17 protein-coding genes are annotated in these 22,366 nt (G+C 53.3%); 11 read left to right on the top strand and 6 right to left on the bottom strand.

The annotated features are described in order from the left end of the window. Window positions 1-753 precede the first annotated feature (753 nt). The 3 genes from O77CONTIG1_RS01955 to O77CONTIG1_RS01965 all read left to right on the top strand — a co-directional run bounded on the left by O77CONTIG1_RS01955 (window position 754) and on the right by O77CONTIG1_RS01965 (window position 5,792). Complete coding sequence (locus tag O77CONTIG1_RS01955) at window positions 754-1,713, top strand: hypothetical protein (protein ID WP_068507626.1); 960 nt, start codon at window positions 754-756, stop codon at window positions 1,711-1,713. Window positions 1,714-1,823: 110 nt separating this feature from the next. Then, entirely contained in the window at window positions 1,824-2,795 is a 972-nt protein-coding gene (locus O77CONTIG1_RS01960; RefSeq protein ID WP_068507628.1) for a DUF1822 family protein, read from the top strand. A gap of 183 nt (window positions 2,796-2,978) precedes the next feature. Continuing rightward, window positions 2,979-5,792, top strand: coding sequence for an ABC transporter substrate-binding protein (locus O77CONTIG1_RS01965; RefSeq protein ID WP_068507630.1), 2,814 nt, complete (start codon window positions 2,979-2,981; stop codon window positions 5,790-5,792). 135 nt (window positions 5,793-5,927) lie between these two features. Here the strand turns inward: O77CONTIG1_RS01965 and O77CONTIG1_RS01970 are convergent, their stop codons facing one another. The 3 genes from O77CONTIG1_RS01970 to O77CONTIG1_RS01980 all read right to left on the bottom strand — a co-directional run bounded on the left by O77CONTIG1_RS01970 (window position 5,928) and on the right by O77CONTIG1_RS01980 (window position 9,164). Continuing rightward, complete coding sequence (locus O77CONTIG1_RS01970; protein WP_068507632.1) at window positions 5,928-6,587, bottom strand: response regulator transcription factor; 660 nt, start codon at window positions 6,585-6,587, stop codon at window positions 5,928-5,930. Window positions 6,588-6,646: 59 nt separating this feature from the next. Then, entirely contained in the window at window positions 6,647-8,740 is a 2,094-nt protein-coding gene (locus tag O77CONTIG1_RS01975; protein WP_172799625.1) for a CHASE2 domain-containing protein, read from the bottom strand. A gap of 97 nt (window positions 8,741-8,837) precedes the next feature. Beyond that, a complete protein-coding gene (locus O77CONTIG1_RS01980; protein ID WP_156434842.1) occupies window positions 8,838-9,164 on the bottom strand; it encodes a hypothetical protein in 327 nt (108 codons plus the stop codon). 577 nt (window positions 9,165-9,741) lie between these two features. Between O77CONTIG1_RS01980 and O77CONTIG1_RS01985 the strand changes: the two genes are divergently transcribed. The 4 genes from O77CONTIG1_RS01985 (at window position 9,742) to O77CONTIG1_RS02000 (ending at window position 13,452) form a co-directional block, all read left to right on the top strand. Continuing rightward, on the top strand, window positions 9,742-10,137 hold the full coding sequence (locus O77CONTIG1_RS01985; protein WP_068507637.1) for a hypothetical protein: 396 nt from the start codon (window positions 9,742-9,744) through the stop codon (window positions 10,135-10,137). 323 nt (window positions 10,138-10,460) lie between these two features. Next, window positions 10,461-10,952: a hypothetical protein gene (locus O77CONTIG1_RS01990; protein WP_068507639.1), complete on the top strand. Its 492-nt coding sequence runs from the start codon at window positions 10,461-10,463 to the stop codon at window positions 10,950-10,952. A gap of 147 nt (window positions 10,953-11,099) precedes the next feature. Further along, a complete protein-coding gene (locus O77CONTIG1_RS01995; RefSeq protein WP_156434847.1) occupies window positions 11,100-12,557 on the top strand; it encodes a hypothetical protein in 1,458 nt (485 codons plus the stop codon). Window positions 12,558-12,573: 16 nt separating this feature from the next. After that, complete coding sequence (locus O77CONTIG1_RS02000; RefSeq protein WP_068507644.1) at window positions 12,574-13,452, top strand: calcium-binding protein; 879 nt, start codon at window positions 12,574-12,576, stop codon at window positions 13,450-13,452. Window positions 13,453-13,473: 21 nt separating this feature from the next. Here the strand turns inward: O77CONTIG1_RS02000 and O77CONTIG1_RS02005 are convergent, their stop codons facing one another. Both O77CONTIG1_RS02005 and O77CONTIG1_RS02010 read right to left on the bottom strand, forming a co-directional pair. Continuing rightward, on the bottom strand, window positions 13,474-15,138 hold the full coding sequence (locus O77CONTIG1_RS02005; protein WP_068507646.1) for an FAD-binding domain-containing protein: 1,665 nt from the start codon (window positions 15,136-15,138) through the stop codon (window positions 13,474-13,476). 288 nt (window positions 15,139-15,426) lie between these two features. Beyond that, window positions 15,427-16,131, bottom strand: a complete 705-nt coding sequence (locus O77CONTIG1_RS02010) for a GntR family transcriptional regulator (RefSeq protein WP_068507649.1) — start codon at window positions 16,129-16,131, stop codon at window positions 15,427-15,429. A 290-nt stretch (window positions 16,132-16,421) separates the two neighbouring features. Between O77CONTIG1_RS02010 and O77CONTIG1_RS02015 the strand changes: the two genes are divergently transcribed. The 4 genes from O77CONTIG1_RS02015 (at window position 16,422) to O77CONTIG1_RS02030 (ending at window position 21,416) form a co-directional block, all read left to right on the top strand. Further along, window positions 16,422-17,489, top strand: a complete 1,068-nt coding sequence (locus O77CONTIG1_RS02015; protein WP_068507651.1) for an aromatic ring-hydroxylating oxygenase subunit alpha — start codon at window positions 16,422-16,424, stop codon at window positions 17,487-17,489. A 35-nt stretch (window positions 17,490-17,524) separates the two neighbouring features. Beyond that, a complete protein-coding gene (locus tag O77CONTIG1_RS02020) occupies window positions 17,525-18,565 on the top strand; it encodes an aromatic ring-hydroxylating oxygenase subunit alpha (RefSeq protein WP_068507654.1) in 1,041 nt (346 codons plus the stop codon). Window positions 18,566-18,846: 281 nt separating this feature from the next. Continuing rightward, complete coding sequence (locus tag O77CONTIG1_RS02025) at window positions 18,847-19,695, top strand: CAP domain-containing protein (protein WP_172799626.1); 849 nt, start codon at window positions 18,847-18,849, stop codon at window positions 19,693-19,695. Window positions 19,696-19,997: 302 nt separating this feature from the next. Continuing rightward, complete coding sequence (locus O77CONTIG1_RS02030; protein ID WP_068507657.1) at window positions 19,998-21,416, top strand: amidohydrolase; 1,419 nt, start codon at window positions 19,998-20,000, stop codon at window positions 21,414-21,416. Window positions 21,417-21,543: 127 nt separating this feature from the next. Here the strand turns inward: O77CONTIG1_RS02030 and O77CONTIG1_RS02035 are convergent, their stop codons facing one another. After that, the gene (locus O77CONTIG1_RS02035; protein WP_068507659.1) at window positions 21,544-22,335 is read right to left on the bottom strand and encodes an energy-coupling factor ABC transporter ATP-binding protein; all 792 of its coding nucleotides are present in this window, start codon (window positions 22,333-22,335) and stop codon (window positions 21,544-21,546) included. Window positions 22,336-22,366 lie beyond the last annotated feature (31 nt).

Raw genomic sequence — 22,366 nt, forward strand, 5'->3', positions numbered from 1 at the left:
AACCCTCATCGTAGGCGTGATGCTGGGGGGACAGCTTGAAGCGGACGGAACGGGGCATGAGTTGGAATTTTGAACTGCGATCGCTCGATAATATCACCTGGACAAGGTTGCCCTGCTCAGGCAGGGGAGGTAATAATACAGCATTTTCTTGCGAGGTCAGCACCCACAGCCCTGATGAGGTAAACGCTTCTTGACTATCTGCGTCCCTCACCAGCTTCAAAAATGCTATTGCCGAAGAGCTTGCGGCAGAGACAAGTTGCGATCGCAAACTCAAAGGGCTATGGATCGCAGTTTCTTAAGACCGCAGTTTCTTAGACCGCAGTTTCTTAGGAACTATAGTCTAGAGTACCCAGGCGATCGCCCTCTTGCTCATGCCTAAACTGCGGTCGTGTTGAAATTTTTTAAGGCTTAAAGAAAAACTCTCTCAATAGGCTGCAAAAAGGCTGCACAGCTTGGCTAGTGGGTCGCAGCCTGCATAAGTGCGGTGGGGCTGGCGATACATCTCAGCAATGGCTGAGAAAATTGAACTTTTTGCTGAACTTTTTGCCACAAACTGAACACCCAACTCTCTACGCTCCAGATACAGCGTCCGATCGGCGCTCAGCCGCAAAGCAAAATCGCCGCTGAGGTCTGCAATTTTTCATAACGCCTCCAGGTTAGGCTGATAGAGTTTCAGCAAGCGGTTTGGTGTTGTTTGTGCCATGAACGGTTTCGATCTGTCTTCTGTGTTTTCCCTACGCCTGTTGCCAAACCATGTGTGATGACACTCAAATTCAAGCTCTTTTAGACGAGATTCGCAGTCCCGATGCTGCGCCCCTGCTGCGTCGCAAAGCCCTGTCTCGGCTGCTGTTGTGCATTCAGCGATCGCCCAAGTTGCGCCGCTCTCGCCATCCCGACTATGGCCACGCCCTCAGCCTGACGCTGGAGCGGGTGTGTCGAGCGATCGACGAGTTTAGTCCCCGCAGCACCTCGGTTTCTACGGATTTGATGAACTGGGTGAACGGCTATCTAGACGGGCGCATCCGGGACTTGCGAAACCCTGATACAAAAATCAAGGAATTGCACCGACCGGAACGCGAAGAACGCGAGATCAAGCGAGAATTTGGCGGCGTGGTGCTGCTGGATCAGTCAATCGGGGAAGACGGCAATCAAACGCCCAAGGGCGACCTCACGCCCGACCCACGCCAAGACATGACGCTGCTGGAATCGTGGATTCAGGTCCTTCAGCAGGCGCAACAGCAGCGCATCGGGCTAGAGATTCATCGCTATCTGGCAGCAGACCCCGATGCAATATTGCAGGGCTGCCATCCCAATCGGTTTTTGGAGTGTCACTGTCAAGCGCTGATCCAGCGGCTGCACCTGAGCGAACCGCCCGAAACGAGACGGGCGATCGCCCAGGATTTTGGCATTCCGGAGCAAACGCTCTACACTCACTGGCGCGAAAAGTGCTTACCCCTGCTGCAAATCGTTGCGCTGCGGTTTGATCCTCAAGTGGTCGAATTTCTTCAGTCTGATGAGGCGCAGTGTTTGGGCGATTGTCACCCGCCCGCGCAAGAATTCTGCAACTGTCTTGATGTGGCCAAACGGCTGCTGCTGTCTCAGCCGCCAGAGTCGATGGGGGCGATCGCCCGCGACCTCAAGATCAAAGAATCTACCGTGGCCAAACACTGGCAGAGTGAATGCCTGCCCAAACTCAAAAAGCATCGCCTCTGATTTCCTGTCCGCACTGGATCGGAATCTTTTAGCGAATTGCAACATGAATCTCCTCTGAATGTTATCTGCTCAACTGCACCCTCATTTTCTGGAACGCAACAATGAACACTATGGAACTCATCGGTTTGCCTATTCCCCTCACTCAAGATGCGTTTGAATCTGCCGCCCAGTTTGCAGCCGAGCAGGCCACGCCGGGGAAAGGCAAACAGGTCTATCTCAACACGCTGGCCGTCTACGCGGTGCAAACCTATCTGAACTGGCTGGAACTGAACGCCAGCCTTGCTGAGGGTGACTGCTGGCAGCCAGGACTGAGGGCGGTGCTGGATGTAGCCGATCTGGTGCTGCCAGGTGTTGGCAGGCTGGAATGTCGCCCGGTCTTGCCTGGAGAAACCGCAATGACCATCCCCCTAGAAGCTGCACAAGCGCGATTGGGCTACGTTGCCGTGCAGTTTCATGAACAGTTGGATGCGGTCGATTTGCTGGGGTTTGTGCGGGGTGTTCCGTTTGCAGAAGACGATGCCCCCGTTGAGCCGATGACCGTAGCGCTGAGTGAGCTGCTGCCGCTCGACTCGCTGCTAGACGTGTTGCATCCTGACCTGGCGATCGTGAACCTGCGCGAGTGGCTGATGGGGCAGTTTCGGCATCCTGAATGGCGATCGCCCGAAACCTTTGTCACCAGCCATCGCAAGATGCGGTCGGGATCTCGCAACACCACAGGCGGCAGCTTTTCGGTGCCGCCCGACATTGATGCTCAGATCAACTCTGTCAGCCGCGCCAAGGCGATCGAATTTCAGTCGCTCGACAAGCGGGTAGTGCTGGTGGTGCAGGTCATTTCTATTACCACCGAAGACAACACGCTCAACGTGCGGCTGCGGCTCTATCCTGACTCTTCTGCTGACCAACTGCCGCGCAATTTGCAAATCACCGTACTGGACGAGAGCGGCGCAGCAATTCTGGATTCTCGCCCCAAAAGCGGCAGCGGCTGGACAGAGGTGGAGTTGTGCGACTGCCATCCGGGCGATCGATTTAGCGTGCGGATTGCACTCGGCGACGACAGCAAGACAGAGGAGTTTTGCATCTAGTGCGGCAACTGATGATCAGAACAAAACTGACTATCAGAAAAGCGGCATACCAGAGAGTGGCAGCAATCTGGCATATTCTGACTCAAGAGCCTCGGTGCAAGGATAAAGTCCTATCCTCAAAAAAAACTGCATAGGTTTGTCCAGGCTTGCAATATCTTCAATCAAGTGATGAACTAAGCCCCTATGGAAACGATCAAGCTGACGCTCCGCCCCCGTGACGAGGATAATCCCAATGCTGGCTATCGAGTTCGACTAGACGGCGATCTGGGTGAACTAGAAGCCGTGCTGCCGCCAATGTCTGATAGTTTGGTTGCGGCGCTCTCCGCTTGGAAAGCGGCCTATGCAGTGCAAGATGGCGTGCGATCGCACTTTCGTATTGGTCGTGTCGCGGTGACTCATCACACCGCACAAGATGTGATTCAGCTTTCGGAAAAGCTGCGAGAAGAGTTTAACGAATGGTTGAACGACGGTAATAAGCATTGGCGTGAGATGCGAGAGGCGTTGATTCCACTATTGCGGCGGAATGGATATGGAAACGGTAGTGGGAATGGGGCAGGGAATGGGGCAGGGAATGGGAATGGCGATCGCCCACGCCTGATTATCGATCTAGGTAACGACGACACGCTCAAGCGCCTGCCCTGGCAGGACTGGAAGCTGTTAAGGCAACACTATTACTACAGTGATGCCGCAATTAGAGTGCTAAATCCGCCAGGTACTTACCAGGAGAAAAGGAACTATCCGTCAGCAGCGAAGATCCGGATTCTTGTCCTGGTTGGGGAAAGTGAGGATATCAATACGGATCAGGATCTGGAAGCAATCCAGCAGATCGCCCGCGAGAATCCAGAGATGGTGGAAGTGGTATCTCGGCTCCAACCTACACCAGAAGTGCTTCAGACCATGCTTGAAGACCCTCAGGGCTTTCATATTTTGGTGTACGTTGGTCATAGCCGCAGTGACGAAGATGGCAACGTGGGCTGGCTGCTACTGAACCAAACCGATGAAATTAGCATTCGTAACTTTAAGTTTGCATTGAGCAAGCTGGTTCGCAAGGGCTTGCAACTGGCAATCTTTAATTCATGTGATGGATTGGGTTTGGCGCAGCAGCTTGCCCAGATTGGTGTGCCTCGCTGCATCGTGATGAAAGAGCCTGTGCCTGATCCAGTCGCAGTAGAGTTTTTGCAGCGATTTTTCCACGAATTTGCTACGAAAAAGCGCTCCCTGCTCACGGCGATGCGGGAGGCACGACAGGGATTAGAACACTTTAACCTGCGCTATTCTGAAGTGACCTGGCTGCCGACAGTGTGCATTAAGCAAAACACGGAGCCGCTGACCTGGCAACTGTTGCTGGATCATCTGCTGCCTACCCCCAACCTCGATGACGATCACAAACAGAACGAGCCGGGACCAGATCGGCGCAAGTGGCTTTTGGGCGCGGGCACGGCGGCAGTGCTGCTGGGGGCGATCGCCCTTGTATCGCTTCGGCAAGTCCGCTGTCTGTTTGTACAGTGTGATGCACCGGGAACCAACCCTGCTCAGGGGCTAGTCGGCACTGCGGGACAAGGCAATCCCAGTCCCACGCTGCTCCCGAATGAACGGTTGATCACCGCTGGCGGCAATGCAAACTTGCTGGGCAGCCTCAAGCTGGAACCGCCCTACGCGGCGCTAAAGCAGGCTGGCATCAATGCGTTTGCTGCGGGCGACTACAACACCGCTAAAGCAAAATTTGATGAGCTGCGGCAGCTCGCCCAAGCCCAACGGCAGCAGTTTTCCACCGATTCCAATAGCCCAGACTATAAAAACGCAACCGCAGCCTTGAGAGATCCTGAAGTGCTGATTTTCCGCAACAATGCCGAAGTGCGACTGCGGCGACAGGCAGGGCAACCCGCCTATACGATTGCAGCGGTGATTCCCCTCAGCACGCCAGAGGGAACGCCAATTAACATTGGCGAACAAATGCTATTTGGCATTGCTCAGGCACAGGATCAGGCCGTCAATCGGATTAATGCGCCCATTTATTTGGAAGTCCTGGTTGCCAATGATCTGAACGTGCCCGCGCAAAGCAGGGCGATCGCCGAAGCGCTGGTTCAACCTAACCTTCCCGCGCTTGATGGACAGCCATTATTGGCGGTCATCGGCAACTACACCAGTCGGGGCACTTGTGATTCTCTGCCTGTGTATGCCGCAGCAAACCAGGTGGTCATTTCCCCCCTCAGCACCGTGATGAATCTGCGGGCGCGGTGCAATGGCGCTGACGTGTTTTTCCGCATTACCTCTTCTACGCAAATTGAAGCGAGAACACTAGCAGAATATCTGCATCAGCAAAAGAACCAGCCCAGAGTTGCGCTATTTGCCAATTCTAAAGAGTTTTACAGTGACGACCTGCGCTATCAGTTTGAGAGCGAATTGCGGGGGACGATTGTTCGCACGTTTGACCTTTCCGATCCGCAGTTTGATGCAGAAGATGCCCTGCGCCAAGTTGAAGATGTAGATGCGCTGGTGGTGCTGCCGGACGGGCGCACGGGCAACAGCGAGTCCTTTAATCGGGCGCTGGCAGTGATCAAAGCAGACGGCGGCAGGCGGCTAATTCTGGCTTCTGCGCCAGTTTACACCGCTGACTGGAGCGATCGCGGCAGCAGTTCGGAGGAGCGTCGCGCCCTCAGCAATCGGTTAATTGTGGCGACAGACTGGTACGCAGCCTGCGCCCCAGATTTTGTGCAGTCTGCCAACCGCTATTGGCTGGGCGGCGTGAATCGAGTTACAGCGGTGTCTTACGAGGCGATCGAGGTGCTGCTGCCCAAGCTGCGCCCTGGCATTACGTCCGATGAAATTCGCCAAGGGCTAGCAACCGCACAATCCCCCAGCAGTATCTTTCCTGGCAAAACGATTAGCTTTGACGCACGGGGCGATCGCAAAGATTTAACGACTCGCGTTCTCACGACGTTAGTCGATAATCCAGCCAACCCGTTCGATCTTGTCCCTGGGACGGCTTGCCCATAGGCGATCGCACCATGCAGCGGATTGCCCAATTCACACCCAAAACTTTTTTGCAGGTGGACTCTGGCAGCATTGAGGTACTGTTAGAATTCACCTGATTTTTATGCATAATTTTTAATGCATAAAATGAACAACAGGCTATCCCAAAAAGCCCCTTTCACGGGCCATTTTGCAAATCGCAACCCGATGATTTGCCTCTTCTGTATAGATCAGATCGACATCGAGCCGTTGTTTGAGGCGCTTGACGTAATTTTGGGCAGCCCGCCGGGACACATTCAGCCGACTAGCCAGAGCGTCATCCGATAAACAATCATTGCACAGGAGATTTAGAACCTCCAAATCTTGATGATTTAGATTGGAACTTTGACGCAGTTCTCTAGGCAGGCAAAGTTCGCCGTTCAGCGCACTCTGGGCAAACTTGATATAGGTAGATCGACGATCGAGCTTATTAGCGACCGCAAATCCGCCTTTATGGCTATCGATATAAGAAATGAGCGGAGTCAATAATCGATATTCGCTGCTGTATACCAGGACATTCAGCTCTGTATGTTTCTCAAAAATATGGCGCAATAAGTTAATCCCTGGCTCGGCGGACTGTTCGCCGCTGAAGGTTCCATAGAGTAAGTCAACGACGATTAAATCCGGAGATTCCAACGACAGAATCTCTATTGCCTGGAAGGGATTATTGGCGATCGCACACCGACAGTTCGGATCAACCTGTTGAAGAAAATCGCGGTTCCTCTCAGCAACTTCCTGATGATCTTCAACAATTAAAAAAAAAGGCTGGCTGGGGGGCATCTCTGTTGCTTGGCTACGCCAAATTTCTCGCGGTACTTTTATTCTATAGCGAGAAGCTGTTAGCGTAAACCCTGCTTTAGACTCCAAAAAAGCTCAACCCGTAATATGCCCTCTGGAGATAAAGTCCTCTGCCAATGTCCATTATCCAGGCTGATTGCGATCGTTTCCATCGTTTTTGTACCTGTCCCCTTTGGCAGATCATCGGCGAGATGATTGGAGGCTTTAGATGTGTTTCCCAATACATGTACTCCATCGTTGGCGATCGCCAGTTTACATTGTTCGCCCTGCTGTTCCAGGCAAACTTCGACCCAGTTTGCTCGTCCATAGGGTTGCTGAGCGTGGCGCATCACATTGTTGATGGCTTCCTTAAAGAACCGAAAGATATCTTCTCGATCGTCTATCCAGTCTGGATTCAATTCTGGTTCCTGAAGTGGTTTAATGCGTTGCTTGACTTTTAATCTCAGATCGCCACGTTCTTCAAGCTGTTTGAGATGGGTTTGAATTCCTTGGGCTAGCCCAGCAACTAACTCTGGTGAAATATCAAGCTGCTTTCGAGCAATAATCTGTAAATCATTAAGCTGATTGCGAATATCCTGACCAATGCGAACTAACTTATCCACAATCGGCTCCGACTTGACACTGGTTTTCACGACTAGCAATTCTGGATCAATCATGGTTTCCAGTTCTTCTACCTGATCCATCACCAGCTTTAGCTCTTGCAGCGGCCCGTCGTGAATATCGGTTGCAACCCTCGCCAAAACCTTGCGCGTCCGCGACAGCGTGGCATTTCGCTGGGTCAACTCTTGTCGCTGCTTGGCGGCCTGCTCTCTTGATTTTTTGAGCAGCAGCACCAGTGTCATCGAAATGCCCGTCAGCACCCAAGTCAAAATGGGCAGCATGATTGGCAAAACCACGCGCCCAGCAAATGCAGTGGGCAGCAAGGCGGCATAGGCGAGCGGAATCCCCAGAACAATCAGCGGCCCACGAGTCAGCCACCAGAGGCGCGATTTCGACAATCCAGGGCTGAGCAACCACGCCATCAGCATAGACCCTGCCAGCGTCAATCCCAGACTCCACTCCTGGCTCAGGGGATACTGGATATTGTTGCTGAGAATGCTGGCCAGTACGTTTGCCTGCATCTCTGCCGGACTCAGCAGTTCAGGCTTAACTGAAGTCGGCAGTTCAGACCAGTTGGGATCATTTTTAGGAAAGTCGATGATAACGATTTTGTCTTTGACTTTCTCGATATGAGATGAGGAAAAATCTCTTCGAGAAGTGCGATCGCAGCCTGTCACCTGCTGAACTGGATCAATTACTTTGGTTCCGCAAAACTCTTGCCCTAAACTTTTGGAAAAGTCTGCTTCCCACATCGAAAAACTGACGTGGGGATCTGAATAAGAAGGCAAGGGGCTGTTTGAACAGACATCACTCGGATTCAACTTATTTACTGCAAGACAAACGGCCGATTGAAAGGAGTTGACAGGGCCGCCTTTTGCATCCTTAGAAGCATGGGTGTCCGAAATTCCTGAATTGAAGCTATTTTCAACTGCATAGGGATACCGGACGGGATTAATTGAATAAGCCTTGAGCAGATTGAGCAATGGTTGCCGGATGAGTTGCTGCTGGCTTGTCTTGATTTGCAAAGAGGCTGCAAGCCCATCTTTTGCAACAGGGGTTGAAAATTCTGAAAATCCCTGAATTTTCTCCGGCGGTAAGATAGGCTCTAGAGTCCGACTATTGATTGGTAGAAATTGGTTATAAACGCGGAAGAAGGGGCCCGATCGCTTCAACTCTGGAGGAGAAGATAGCACAATTCTATGACTGTAATTCTCAACCAGAGAACGAATTGAGTCTCCGGATAATCCTGACTCGATTGGGGTTAGAGGCTCTGGAGAATCAAGTACCTCTGAGGGCAGATTGATTAAAACAACTTGAGCGCCCAGATCGATGAGGTTTTTAATTAGATTTGTATAATCCTCTAGTTTTCTGAAGCGGCTAAAGCTTTTGGGACTTCCGATAACTTCCTGATTATCAATGGTGACTAAAAGAATTTTGTTGACAGCATCAGATCCTAAGCCTGTCTGACGAGGTTCTGGAACTTTAGAAAGCTGCTCTTTGCGCTGAACTTCAAACTCTTTGAGCAGGGTATCCACTGAAAGGGAGGGCAGCAGAATGAGGGTGTAGAGCAGTCCCCAGAGTGCGCCAAGTCCGAGCGATCGCAGTTTCCAGTGTTTATCGAAAGGCATGGCTTCACCGCAGAACGTAGACAATCACGCGATTGCCAGAATAGAGCGTTACCTGTCTGCGTCCCTGAGCAAATTGCCATACATTGCCGTCAGGAGTTCTCGCTACCCCATTTTGGATTTGTGCGGTTTGTCCTTGAGAGGGCCCGCTATGAAAAGTTACCTGGTTGCCATTAATCGTCAGGCTAATTTGCACTACACTGCCCTGTCCTGGGCCACTCACAATTTGTCCCCGACCCTCAAGCGTCTGGGCGATCGCCGGAAAGGCAACCCAGCCAATCGAAAACAGGCTGGTGCAACAAAGAACTGGCAGAACAATAACTGCCTTAAACAATAGGGGCTTCATAAATTACAAAACAGGCAATGAAGAACCAACTTCTGAGTAACTTCTGATCGATCAAAAGATCAATCAGAAGATCGATGCTGCGAACCGGAACATTCAGGCTGCTCAAGCTCGGTCGCTATCATACCAGGTCTACCTCAAGAGAGAGATACGCAAAAGCGCACATTTTTCAATCTGGCAAACTGACCTGCGTGAAACCGCAAATTCATTGGTGCTTCTCTGCGAAGGAGTCTACGGAGATGGGTATCGTATCGCCTGCCCGTCTGTAGTTTCATAAAGATATCAGCAGAGAGAACCTAGAAGGACTCGACAGCCGCCTAAAAAGTTTCTAGTTATTTCTGCGATTTCTCCTAAGAGATGACGCTCCTATTTGCCACTCTCATAACTCAGGTTTTTTTGCCTGATATCTCCTTGGCAAAGAGTTGAGCAATCAACCCAAAGCCCAATTCAACTTTCATAATGCTTGCCCATTGAATTGTTTTATTGTCATCAGGCTCCTAACAGCATAGATAGCCTGATTAAACCCAAAATTCTTATCACCCCCCCCTTATATATGAGGTCTAATCCCATGAAAGTTCTCTCCATCATTCAGGCTAAAAATCCTGCATTTCATCAATCGCTTCAGCCTTTGCTAACTCGGATGCAGCGCTCAACTTCTTGCTCTGTAAAAGCGATCGCCCAATACGCTGGACTCCTATTTTTGTTATCGCAAAATCCGGGACTGGTTGCAGTTCCTACGGACGCAATTGACGACGTGCTGCACCAGCACATGGAGCAGCCAGAATTTGCTCAGGACATGGCACTGCTGTTTGGCGATCGCGCTGTAGCAGAGCATCTTCCTGGTGCGGGCAGTGCATCGGGTTTTGCCCAAACCAAGGCGCTGTTTGAGCGCGAGTTTCAGGCGAGCTACGGCAACCATGCAGCCGCCTGCGAACTGTTCATCAAGGGCGATCGCCCCTCTTAGCGCTTGTGTATGGTGAGCGACTGGCGATGTGTCTCAGCCCCCGCGCATCGCCAGCGCCACCCGTCCAGGTTGAAGTTTTTGAAAGAACTGCTGAAGAATCTTACTGAATTTTAGGGTGCAAAACGAACTGAAAACACCATAGCGTTTTCATACAGGCGACTTTGTCTGAAGCTTACTAACTTTTCAACATGCACAAATCTGCAATCTGGATTGTGTTTCTATGTGAGCAGGTTTGCGCCCAGGGGTAGTTCTTTCAAAAGAGGTTCGTGGTCTGATTAAGTTAACCACTCAACACACTCACCCGCCTTCTGAGGTTGCTTATTATGAAACTCCAAACGGCTATGCCAACCAAGTCCACAAACCGCGAAAACGAGTGGTTTCCCAAAATTGACAGTGTTGCAACGGCTCGTCGAGTTGCCCGCCAGGGCGTGATTGCTGCGCTAATTTTGGCGGGTGTGACCACTGCATTTGCGATCGCCGCAACGCAAAAAACGCTGCCTTCAGAGCTGTTGGAACTGGATGAAGTCTTTAACCCGCTGCTGTTTGTGGATGCGCTGATCTATGGAGCGATCGCCTGGGGAATCCAGCGGATGTCCAGAGTTGCGGCGATCGCTGGTCTATCGATTTACCTGCTCAGTCGCGTTCTGTTGCAGATGTCGGGAATTCCCACCAACCTCTTCGGAATGGCAGTCGCAACGTTAATCAGCGTTGCGTTCATCAATGCGATTCGCAGTACGTTTGCGTACCATCGCTTTCAGCGTCAGCAGATGTCAGAAATCGATTCTGCTAACTCAGAGTTTGCTGAGTTGAACTAGGTTCTTAGAAATTCCTGAACACGTCTCCAAACTGAATCAGCCCCCAATCATTATCTAATCCTTCATCTTTGCAAACTGCATTCACGCAAGCGGCTCGCTCGTTTGTCTAGTCTGTCTTGCCAAAAATTTGCATTCAGGAGTAACGCTGTGTCTGTAAAACCCCCTTACAAGTCTCTAAATCCTGCTTATCCTTCGACAGTGGCTTGTCCGGCTTCTAGCCTGCTGCGTCCCTACTATACGCAAATTACGCTGACCAGTTCTGGCGCACGCAAGACACAGACGAGCCTACAAGCAAAAGCATTTTTGCAAGCACACTGCCTGGATGCGGCCAATCCGCTTTCGTCGCATAAGCAGATTCAGCAGCAGTTGATAACGCTGTGGCAAACAGGTGGCGAAACAGAGCGGGCGATCGCCGAAGTTTGCCTGCGCTGCTATATCTCGCATCAAATTGTGCAGGTTTGCATTGAGTTAGCCAGCCGGTTTGGACTGCGAGGCGGTTTTCAACTGAGCGATCTGCTGCCGCTGGTGCTGGATGATGCGCCGATTGAGTGGAATCCCAATGTGCCTCCTCAGCCTGCGACTAAAACAGATTCCTCTGTCTATCGGGCCTTTGCCTATGACATCTTGGGTAGCTTTGATCCTTCGCGCAACACCTGCCTAAGCACCTGGACCAAACGAAAGGTTCTCTACCATCGGGAACTCAACGCTTTTTTGCAAGAGCGTGGAATTTACCTGATTAGCGATTGGGCGCTGCTGAATAGTGCGACAACAGGCCAGATTCGGCGCACTCTGGCTTCGCGCTATGCCCTTACCGAGGCAGAGATTCAGCGGGCGTGTCAATTGCTGGAAAGCTATCATGCCGTTTATTCCGAGCAGCTTCGCAGAGTGCGATCGCAGGGCTATCGCGGCAAGTGCCCTATCCCCAGCGCACAGCAGCTCCAGGAAATCGCTCAGCAGTTGCAAAAAACGACGGGTCAGCGCTGTTTTCCGCTGCAAGTGATGGCTCAACTGAGCAATCTGGCCCAAAAACTGCGTCAGCGCCAGCCGTCTACTGAGTCGCTAGAAGCCGTTGATGTGCCGACTGCTACACCCGATGAGGCCGAGCAAAACCAGGCTGCGTTTCTTCAGCACTATCGAAAGGAGTTAGTGATGGTGCTGGATCGGGCGATCGCCCAAGTGGTTTGCGATCGCCTCCAAGATTTACAAGGGCAGCGGGGACAGCGCGATCGCCAGTTTCTCAAAGCACTGCACCTGTTCTACGCCCAAGGGCGATCGATGGGCGAAATTGCCCCGCTGGTGGGCATGGGCGGCCAGCCCCAGGTGTCTCGCCTGCTAAAGCTGCGCGAACTGCGGATTCACATTTGTCAGCAGATCAAGGAACGCCTGAAGACACAGCTTCATAACCTAGTTATGGAATACGCCCAGGAACGGAGCATAAATTTCATAAATTCTCAGCTTGACAGCATTTTGGATGCCGAGATTGATCGACTGATGACCGCAGATAGCGCTGAGGCGAGTACAGCAAATCGCAGTTCTCAGGGACTTCTAGCCCAGCGCTTTCGACGCTATCTGGAACGAACCATGACGACTGAATTGGCCGCATAACATTACGGAGGTAGACATGGCACGCATCATTGGCAGCATCCGCTCAGAACGGATTTTTGGGACAAACAGCAGCGATAGCCTGCTGGGACTGGGCGGAAATGATATTCTCACTGGCTCTGTTGGCAATGATGAAATGCTAGGAGGCGATGGGTTCGACACAGCCGACTATAGCCGCATGGGGCGAGCCATGACGCTGCTGCCGGGTGGATTTATTAACAAGGGCGGGTTGGGGGTCGATCGCCTCAACAGTGTCGAGCAGGTGATTGGCGCGGCGGGGTTTGCCAACACCATTGATGGAATAAGTGGGCGCACTGCTTCCTTTGATGTAAATCTGGGTGCAAACCGTTTGACGGTGAATAATGTGCCGTTTTTGGGGACTTTGACCTTTAGCGTGGTGAATTTCGTCAACGTGCGGGGGACGCAAAATGGCGATCGCATCACGGGCAACAACGGCACAAATTTTCTAGATGGACAGGGTGGCAATGATGTGTTGACGGGTGGCGGTGGCAGCGATCGCCTGGTGGGTGGCAGCGGCATCGACATTCTGAACGGCGCTGGCGCTGAATCACGAGGCTTCCTGGAAGTGGATATTCTGACGGGCGGACTGGGTCAGGATGGATTCATTCTGGGCGATCGCGCAGGTTCCTATTATCGTGCGGGCGGCGTTCGTGATTATGCGCTGATTACCGACTTCACGCCAGGCGATCTGATTCAGCTTGGCGCGGGCGAGGTCTACCAAACTCGACGCGACTTCGCGGGCTTTGATGTGTTTGTTTTGCGAAATGGCGGTGCGGATTTGATTGCAGATGTGCGGACGACGACGTTTGTGCCGCTGCCGAATGGGCCGTTCCGTCTGGCATCCGGTCAAACGTTTGCAGGCTTCTTTGGGGCGTGATGACTGCCGTTCTCGCTGACATCATCCCAGCAAGTTTAGCTGGATACTGTCGGCGGGTTCCGGAGCTTTCGGCTTTGTTTTCCGCTTTCGGGTGGGCACTTTGCGCGGCACGATGTCCACATGGGCAACGAACCAGGTGCGGAGTGCCTTTGCCTGTTCCAAATCCAGCGCTTCCAAGTCGAGCGGCGGCGGGAATAGTTGCAAGTTGTTCGCTTGAGACCAGGCGATTTCGCTGGCGTATAAATCTGCCCCAAACGGCGTGAGAGAATCGGGCAATCGCGCCAGATAAGGCAGCACATTATCCTGATTCAAAAACACCTGGCGCTGTCGTTCGAGCTGCTGCACACGGCGCTGGCGGGCGGCTTTGTAAGATAAGATCGGCGGTGGATAGTCTTTTTGGCGCGGCGGCAGTCCCAATTCTTCGGGCGGCAGGTGTGCCAGTTCGGGGAGCCACTGTTTGATGAATAGCCCATCTGGATCGCAGCGATCGACAGCGGTTTGCTCTGGGTTGTAGATGCGCGTCCAGGTTTTATCCACGCAGTGCGTCACGCCTGCCTGCATGGCCCACTGATAGTGATCAATCGGGCAATCGCCGTCGATCAAATGCCGCATAAAGTGCAGCGCTCCATAGCGCCAGTCCATGCCGAGTAAGTTGCTCAGAAAGCTGGAGTAGATGGCGCGGACGCGGAAGTTAAGCTGTTTCCAGCCGCCCGTTTCCTGCAAGCAGCGAGCCGCCGCGTCTACAATCGGGAAGCCCGTTTCGCCCTGCTGCCATGCCTCATACAGCGCTTCGTCAAACGCCCAGCCGTCCTGATCGAAGACCGTGTAGAGCGATCGCACTTCGAGTTGGGGCATATAGCGAAACCGCTGGGCAAATCCGCTGCCCCACCGCAGCCGCGCAATGAACTGCTGCCGACTGCGCTGCACCCGCGAATCGGGCGCGTCATTGAGTTGCGCCTGGGTTGTTTGCACACACTCGCGCACCGAAATCGCGCCGAATTTGATGTACGGACTCAGCCCCGATGTGGCTTCTGCACCCGGATAAGAAAGCTGCCAGTAGTAGCGATCGCTCTTTTCGGCAAGAAATTCTTGGAGCAGCGCCCGCGCAGGCGCGATGCCACCGGGAGGAATCGGCTTGCCATCGGCAATCAACCCCAGGTCGTTGAGGCTAGGAATGACTTCGCTGGGAATATCGTCGGGCACTGCAACGCGAGTCGGAGCGGGCACGATCTCCTGCGCCATGTGGGTATACCACAGTTCTCGATATTTGGGGTAGGAAAGCAGATCTGGTGTCGTCGCGGCGGGTTCAAACCAGCGGATCTTCATCTGCTGCTGTGTCAGCGCCCGGTTCAGCCGCGCATCGCGCACCCGTCCATAAATTCGCTCAAAGTCAATGTATGCATAAATGCCCTCAGCTTCGGTTTCGCGCACCAACTGGGGCAAAATTTCAACCGGATCGCCAGAGCGGAGGATCAGCCGCCCGCCGCGATCGCGCAAATCTTGATCTAGCGCGTGCAAACACTCCAGCATGAACGCTACCCGCGCCACGGCGGTTTCGGGATGGTGCAGCAGCGCTCGATCCAGCACAAACACCGGAATCACCGCGCCCCGCGCAGCCGCCCGATGCAGCGGGGCATGGTCAAAGACGCGCAAATCTCGACGAAACCAGACGATAGTGCGGTTCATGCCTGGGAATTCAACCTTGTGACTAGAGCGGGCTTCCTTTACACACTGTAACGCCAGTTTCTAGCTCTCTAAAAGCCCTGCTATGGGGGCGATCGCCCTTCGCTCCCGTTTCAGATCAGAGTTCAAATCAGAGTTCAAATCAGACATAGCGCTCAAATCCCCAGGCTGCGGAAGTTTTTTCTAACGCAGCTTTTTTGTATCCTCAAGTTATCTCAGGTCAGGTAATCTTTAGGTCAGGTTATTTCAGGTCAGGTTATTTCAGGTCAGGTTATTTCAGGTCAGGTTATTTCAGGTCATATAGAGTCGGGCGATCGCCTCTTTAATGACCTCCACCAACTCCTCCTGGCGCAGCGTGACGTGGGCTGCCATCCTGTGAGCCGCAGCTTCGGGATTGCGATCGCCCATCGCCTGCAAAATCAGACGATGCTCGGCACAGGTGGTGCGGCGATAGTGTTCCCGCTCCATCGAAATCAGCCGCAGATAGTGGGCGCGGGCATTCACGTTTTGGAGCGATCGCAGCAGTTCGGCATTGTGGGAAAGCTGGGCAATCTGTTCATGGAACTGCTCGTCGCAGCGGGCACATTCTACAGCCGTCAGGTCACAGAAAGAGTCTGAAATGGCGCTCCAGTGCTTCTGCAAGTCCTGAAGCTCGGCATCGGTGGCGCGTTCGGTGGCGAGTCGGGCGCTCATCATTTCCAGCCCGCAGCGGACTTCATACAGGTCGAATACGCGCTGCGTATCCAGCGGCTTGCAGGAAAAACCCTTGCGCGGCACAAAATCGAGCAAGCCTTCCGCTACTAAGCGGTTTAACACCTCTCGCAGGGGAGTCCGGCTCACGGAAAATGAGGCCGCCAGTTCCACCTCGTTCAGCGGCTCACCGGGGCGAAACTGATAGTTCATCGCCATTTGTCTGAGTTGCTCATAGATGCGATCGACGCTGCTGCCTGAGGGTTTGCGGTCTGCTTTGGCAGCCTGAGCGCTAGTTTTAGCCACAAGACGACTCCAGAAATGTAGTAGAAAAGGTCAATTCTGTAGTTCTAGATACAGATTTGGCCCGCTTGAGGACGCTACCTTCTTGTATACAAAGCTGAATACATCAAAGAATTCATCTCTGTAGAACCAATATACGAAAGTTTCTCGAATTCTGGCATTGCGCCTTGAACCTGCCCACCTGTAACAATTCATTCTGTTGTAACAATCCATTCTGTTCTACTCCCACTGTCCCTCTATCTTGAATCCCATCGTTCGCTTCATCCATTCACTCGTTTCATTTGGAGAACATCATGCTGACGACCCAACAGCCCGTGCTGCGCCGCTTCTGGTATCCCGTCATGCCGATCGACCAGTTGCTCAACGGCCCGAAATCTTTCACGCTTTTGGGACAACCGCTGGTGCTGTGGCTGGATGCCAACGGGCAACCTGCGGTGCTAGCCGATCGCTGCTGCCACCGTTCGGCCCGGCTGTCGTTGGGAATTGTGCAAAACGGCTGTGTGCGCTGCCCCTATCACGGCTGGGAATTTGACGCACAGGGAAGCTGCACCAAGGTGCCCCAGCTCGATGCCGATACTGTCATTCCCAAGACCTATCGCGTGCCTGCGTTTCAGTGTGCCGAGCGCTATGGCTATGTTTGGGTGTGTTTAGACGAAGACCCGCTGCAACCGATTCCCAGCATTCCCGAATTTACTGACCCCAGTTTTCGGTTTATCCAGGAGTTTTATGAAACGTGGAAGGTGGGCGGCCTGCGGGCGATTGAAAACTCCTTCGACAGCGCCCACGGTCACTTTGTCCACGCCAGTTCTTGGGGCGATCAGTCCAATCCCCAGCCGCCGCCAATCGACGAGGTGACGGAAACGGAATTTGGCTTTGTGATGAAGCACTGGCTGGAGGTGCTGAACCCAGATTTGCAGAAAAAAAACCTGGGCATTGGTGAAGAAAAAACGATTCGCACCAACACGCGCACTTGGTACATGCCCTTTGCTCGCACGCTGAAGATTGACTATCCAAACGGCTTGACGCATCTCATCTTTACTGCGTACACGCCGATTGACGATCAGACTTCGCAGGTGATTCAGTTTTGCTTGCGAAATGACACCGAAGCGGAGGCAAAGGCGGCAGACATTATTGCGTTCGATCGCCAGGTGACACTGGAAGATCGCGTGATTCTGGAAGGGACAGATTACGACGCGCCGCTGAGTTTAGCAGAGGAACAACACATGGCGAGCGATCGCCCCGGCATTATTATGCGCCACCGCCTGGCCCGGCTGCTGAAGGAGCATGGCGAAACGGAGCAGCGTCGCAGCGATCGAGTCGCCCCCGCCACGCCTGCAAAAGTCGAAGCAGTCCGCGTCTAGAAAAAGCTTACCTTATCTTTATTCGAGAACTGTTCATGCTTGTAACCCAAGAACCTGTGTTGCGGCGCTTTTGGTATCCCGTCATGCCGCTTGCCCAACTGATGGACGGGCCGCAATCCTTTACTCTGCTGGGGCAACCGCTGGTGCTGTGGCTAGATCGAGACGGGAAACCTGCGGCCCTGGGCGATCGCTGCTGTCACCGTTCAGCAAAACTGTCGATGGGCACTGTCAACAACGGCTGCGTGCGCTGCCCCTATCACGGCTGGTCGTTTGACGGCGCAGGAACCTGTACCAACGTACCCCAGCTTGATCCTGGCGCGGCGATTCCCAAGACCTATCGCGTCCCGGCGTTTCAATGCGCTGAGCGCTATGGCTATGCCTGGGTCTGCCTGTCGGACGAGCCGCTGCTGCCTATCCCAGAAATCCCTGAAGCCGAGGCGGCCGAACATCGCCTGATTCCGCAATTTTATGAGCCTTGGCAGTGCAGCGGGCTGCGGGTGATGGAAAACTCGTTTGACAATGCCCATTTCAGCATCGTTCACGCAGAATCCTTTGGGGTGACGGAACAGCCCAAGCCCGCCAAGTCGGAGATTGTGTCGCTGGAACTGGGTCTGAAGGTCTATGCGACGGTGCCCGTGGTGAATCCGCCAATCCAGCAGCAGCTTTTGAACATTCCCGACACGCTCACAGTGCGGCAGGTCGAATCAACCTGGTATGCCCCCTTTAGCCGCACGCTGAAAATTACTTATCCCAATGGGCTGATGCACCTGATTTTTACAGCAGCAACCCCCGTGAGCGATCGCACGTCACAAATCGTTCAATTTTGCATTCGCAATGATACTGAAGCCGATGCCAGTGCCGAATCCATCATTGCGTTTGACCGACAGGTGGTAGACGAAGATAAGCGGGTGCTGGAATCGACCGACTATGACACACCAATCGATATTGCGGCCGAACAGCACATTCCTTCCGATCAGCCGGGAATCCTCATGCGCCGCCAGCTTTCTATGTTGATCCGGAGTGAGTATCCCAATCACAAACTGGTTCCTGAAAAGCAGGGTGCAGCTCAAGTTTAGTCAGAGAATTTCCTCAGAGTTGCTGTTGACGTTTGGAGAATGAATATTCCTATGCTGGAAGTATCCACCGCTTATTCCAACGAGTGAGCTGGGGCGTTCTAAAGCAAAGTCAGTTTCATTTGGACTTCATTCGGTCAAACGTTCACAAAACCATGCCTAAGGTTTACAGTTTCTTCACCAATATCTGGTGTCGATTGTTCTTAATCCTACCCATTTTCCTGGTTTCACAGTCTCTATCTCGCCAGACAGAATCGCCCCAATTATCGAATCGGTTCAATGGATTGACTATTGGCAAACGAGCCAATGCACAGTCCCAAGATGACTGGGCACAAATCGAGCAGGATATCATTGCTGAACACAACAAAGTTCGACAAGATCCAGCTAGCTACATTCCGCTTTTAGAGGCGCGTTTAGCCAGCATGGATGCAGCAGGCAATATTCTAAACGGCTACGGCCCCAATTCCATACTGACAACCCACGAAGGACAGGCTGCGGTGCGAGAGGCGATCGCCTTTTTGCAAAATCAGGCCTCCCTTCCGCCCATCAGCCTCTCTAGCAGCGCTGCTCAGGCTGCCAAAGCCCATGCCCTTGATCAGGCCGGTGGCGCATTCGGACACATCGGCTCAGACGGTAGCACCTGGCAGCAGCGTCTAGAGCGTCAGGGCACACGGTTTACCCAGAGCGGAGAAAACATTGCCTATGGCTCTCCTACGGCGCAGGAAGTTGTCCTGGATCTAATTGTGGATGATGGCGTTTCCAACCGAGGTCATCGAACCAATATTTTCTCACCCAGATGGACTCATGCTGGTGCTGGCTGCGGCTTCCACCGTCGCTATCAGATTGTCTGCGTGATTAACTACACCGCTTCTTCTAGTCGGTTGAAGGTAGTTAATAACAGCAACGTCAATTTGCAGTCCGTAGAAATTGGCGGAGTTAATATCCTAAACTCTGTGCTGCATCCAGGACAAACTCAGGAGATTGCGCTGAATGAAAGCCAATGTGAAGCCAACAGTGTCAGGATTCAGTTGGGTGGAGGATTTAATCCTCTCGTTTGGTCAGATGTCACGCTCTGTGGCGCAACCGTAACATTTAATGCAAACAACAGCATTGGACTGAGCTACGACGACTGAGGCTGTTTATTCAGCCTTGTTGAGCTATTTGGCTAGCAAGATTCCCTGATCAAATTGGCATTAGCTAAACTGGAACTCTGAACGCTAACAGTGTTGAGGTCAGATACCAGATTTGACCTCTTTTTTATTTCCAGGACTTACGCACTTGCGGTAAGTTTTCTGAGTTTTGGGCAATTTCTCACAGCTGCGGCCCGCAAGAGATCGTCCAACTGCGTAGGTTCTAATTTCAATGAAACGAGTTGACAGCGAGCTTTCATGGTATCTAGTTTGAATCCCTAACCGTAAAAACTCAGATCCCTGCTATGAAAACTCTCATTCGTAATGTCCTTGCTTATCAGCATCTTGCTCTAAAGTCAGTTGACGTTTTACTAACTGATCAGAAAATCCAGGCTGTTGCGCCTGCTTTCAGCCTGCCAGACGATCCGGATCAGCAAGTCATTACAGGTGAGGATAAGTTATTGCTCCCTGGTTTTGTGAATGGACATACCCATTCTTCTCAGGTGTGGCAGCGGGGGCTGATTCCTCAGTTGCCGCTGGAACTGTGGCTGGCAAACGTGTTCGACTCCACGCCACGGCAGTTAGAGCAGTTCTACTGGGGCGCAGTGAGTACGGCGGTGGATACGCTGCTGTCGGGCGGCACTTGCCTGATGGATCATGCGTATCTGATTCCGGGGCAGGAGCGGGAGACGGTAGAGGCGCTGGTACGCGGCTATCGGGAGGTGGGCATTCGCGCCGTGATTGCGCCGCTGATTCAGGATTTGCCGTTTGCGTCGGGCTTTCCAAAGGGCTGCCTGTTGCCGCAGTCTGCTTCGTCCCGGTCTGCGGCGGAGTGGCTGGCGCTGATGGAGACGCTGATTGACGAATTTCACGCTCCCGACGAGGGCATTTACATCGGGCTAGGGCCGACAGGTTTCCATCGCTGCTCGGACGAACTGCTGACGGGTTGTGCTGAACTGGGCGATCGCCATCAGCTTTGTTATCATACTCACCTGCTCGAAACCCGCACACAGTATCGTCTTGCCCAGGAACGCTATGGAATTAGTGCAGTGCAGCATCTCTATAATCTAGGCTGCCTGGGGCCGCGCACGTCTCTAGCTCACGGGGTCTGGATTGACGAGGCCGATATTCCGCTGCTGGCATCCATAGGGGCGACACTGGTGCATAATCCTGTCAGCAATTTGCGCCTGGGGAGCGGTGTGGCTCCCATTCTCAAGTGTTTGCAGGCGGGGCTAAATGTATCCTTTGGCTGCGACGGAGCCGCCAGCAACGATGCCCAAAACCTGCTGGAGGCGATCAAGCTAGGCACGATTTTGCATACCGTTTCCGACAGCGATTACGAGAACTGGCTAACGCCGGAGCGGGCGCTGCACTTGGCGACCGTCGGCGGCGCAAAGGGCGTGAATTTGGGCGATCGCACGGGCAGCCTTACTCCTGGAATGGACGCGGATCTGGTGCTTTACAACCTCGACCATCCTTCGATGCTGCCGCGCACCAACCCGCTCCAGCTTTTGGTATTGGGACGACCGACGCAGGTTGTCGATGCGGTGTGGGTGCAGGGGCGGCTACGGGTGGCAGGGGGCCAGGTGCAAACGGTGGACACCCATGCGCTGTATCGAGCATTGCGACAGCAGCCGCTGAATTCAGAAACCAGGCGATCGCAGCACCACTGGGTCGAATCTCACTATCGCAGCATCATGCTCAACGCTTCTGCAGGGGAATGAGTCTTTGGAATTGGTTTTGGATTTTAGATTGGCGATTTTGGATTGCCCGTCCGCAAGGTGGCAAGGGTTTTAGCGATTTTATGTGCGATCTTGTTTCAAAATAATCTGGGAAATGGGAGATGCAAGACTAGTCGTGGTGTGGCAGGATGTGGGGGATTAAGGAGTGGGGTTTTTCGAGGCCATGCGCTTCCATGAGTTCCTGATCGCCCATGATCTGGCGCGGGTCGCCGTCGGCAATGATCCGCCCCTCGTCCAGCAAAATGACGCGATCGCACACTTCTAGCACCAGTTCTAGATCATGAGATGCGATCAGCAAGGTCTGGGGCGCACGCTGCAAAAACTGGATTAGGCGGCGACGGGTGCGGAGATCCAGGCTGGCAGAAGGTTCGTCGTATAACACGACGCGGGGACGCATGGCCAAAATTCCGGCGATCGCCACCATCTGCTTTTGCCCGCCCGACAGGTGATGCGGCGGTCGCGCTGCGAGGTCAGCCGTACCCGTCAGCATCAGCGCCTCTTGCACCCGCTGGGCCACCGCTTCGGGCGACAGGCCCATATTCTGTGGGCCAAAGGCGACATCATCCCACACCGATGCCGAGAAAAGCTGATCGTTAGGCGATTGAAACAGTAGTCCCACGCCTGGATGAAACTGTCCCGGCAGCACAGGTTCTCCAAACAGGAAAATCTCGCCTGCATCGGGGCGCAGCACCCCACACATCAGGGTGAACAGCGTCGTCTTGCCGCAGCCGTTGTGGCCGATGATGCCGACCCGCTCGCCGTCTGCGATTTGCAGCGATACGTCTTGCAGTGTGCAGGGCTGTCCGGGATAGGCAAAGGTGAGATTTGCCACGGTCAGCGCGTCAGGAATCGAGGCGCAAACAGGGTCAGAGCAGGTTGGGCGAAGATTGGTTTGGGTCATTGAGTCAGGATTAGCGCGTTGGAAATGAAGC

The sequence above is a fragment of the Leptolyngbya sp. O-77 genome (assembly GCF_001548395.1).
Lineage (GTDB): Bacteria > Cyanobacteriota > Cyanobacteriia > Elainellales > Elainellaceae > Thermoleptolyngbya.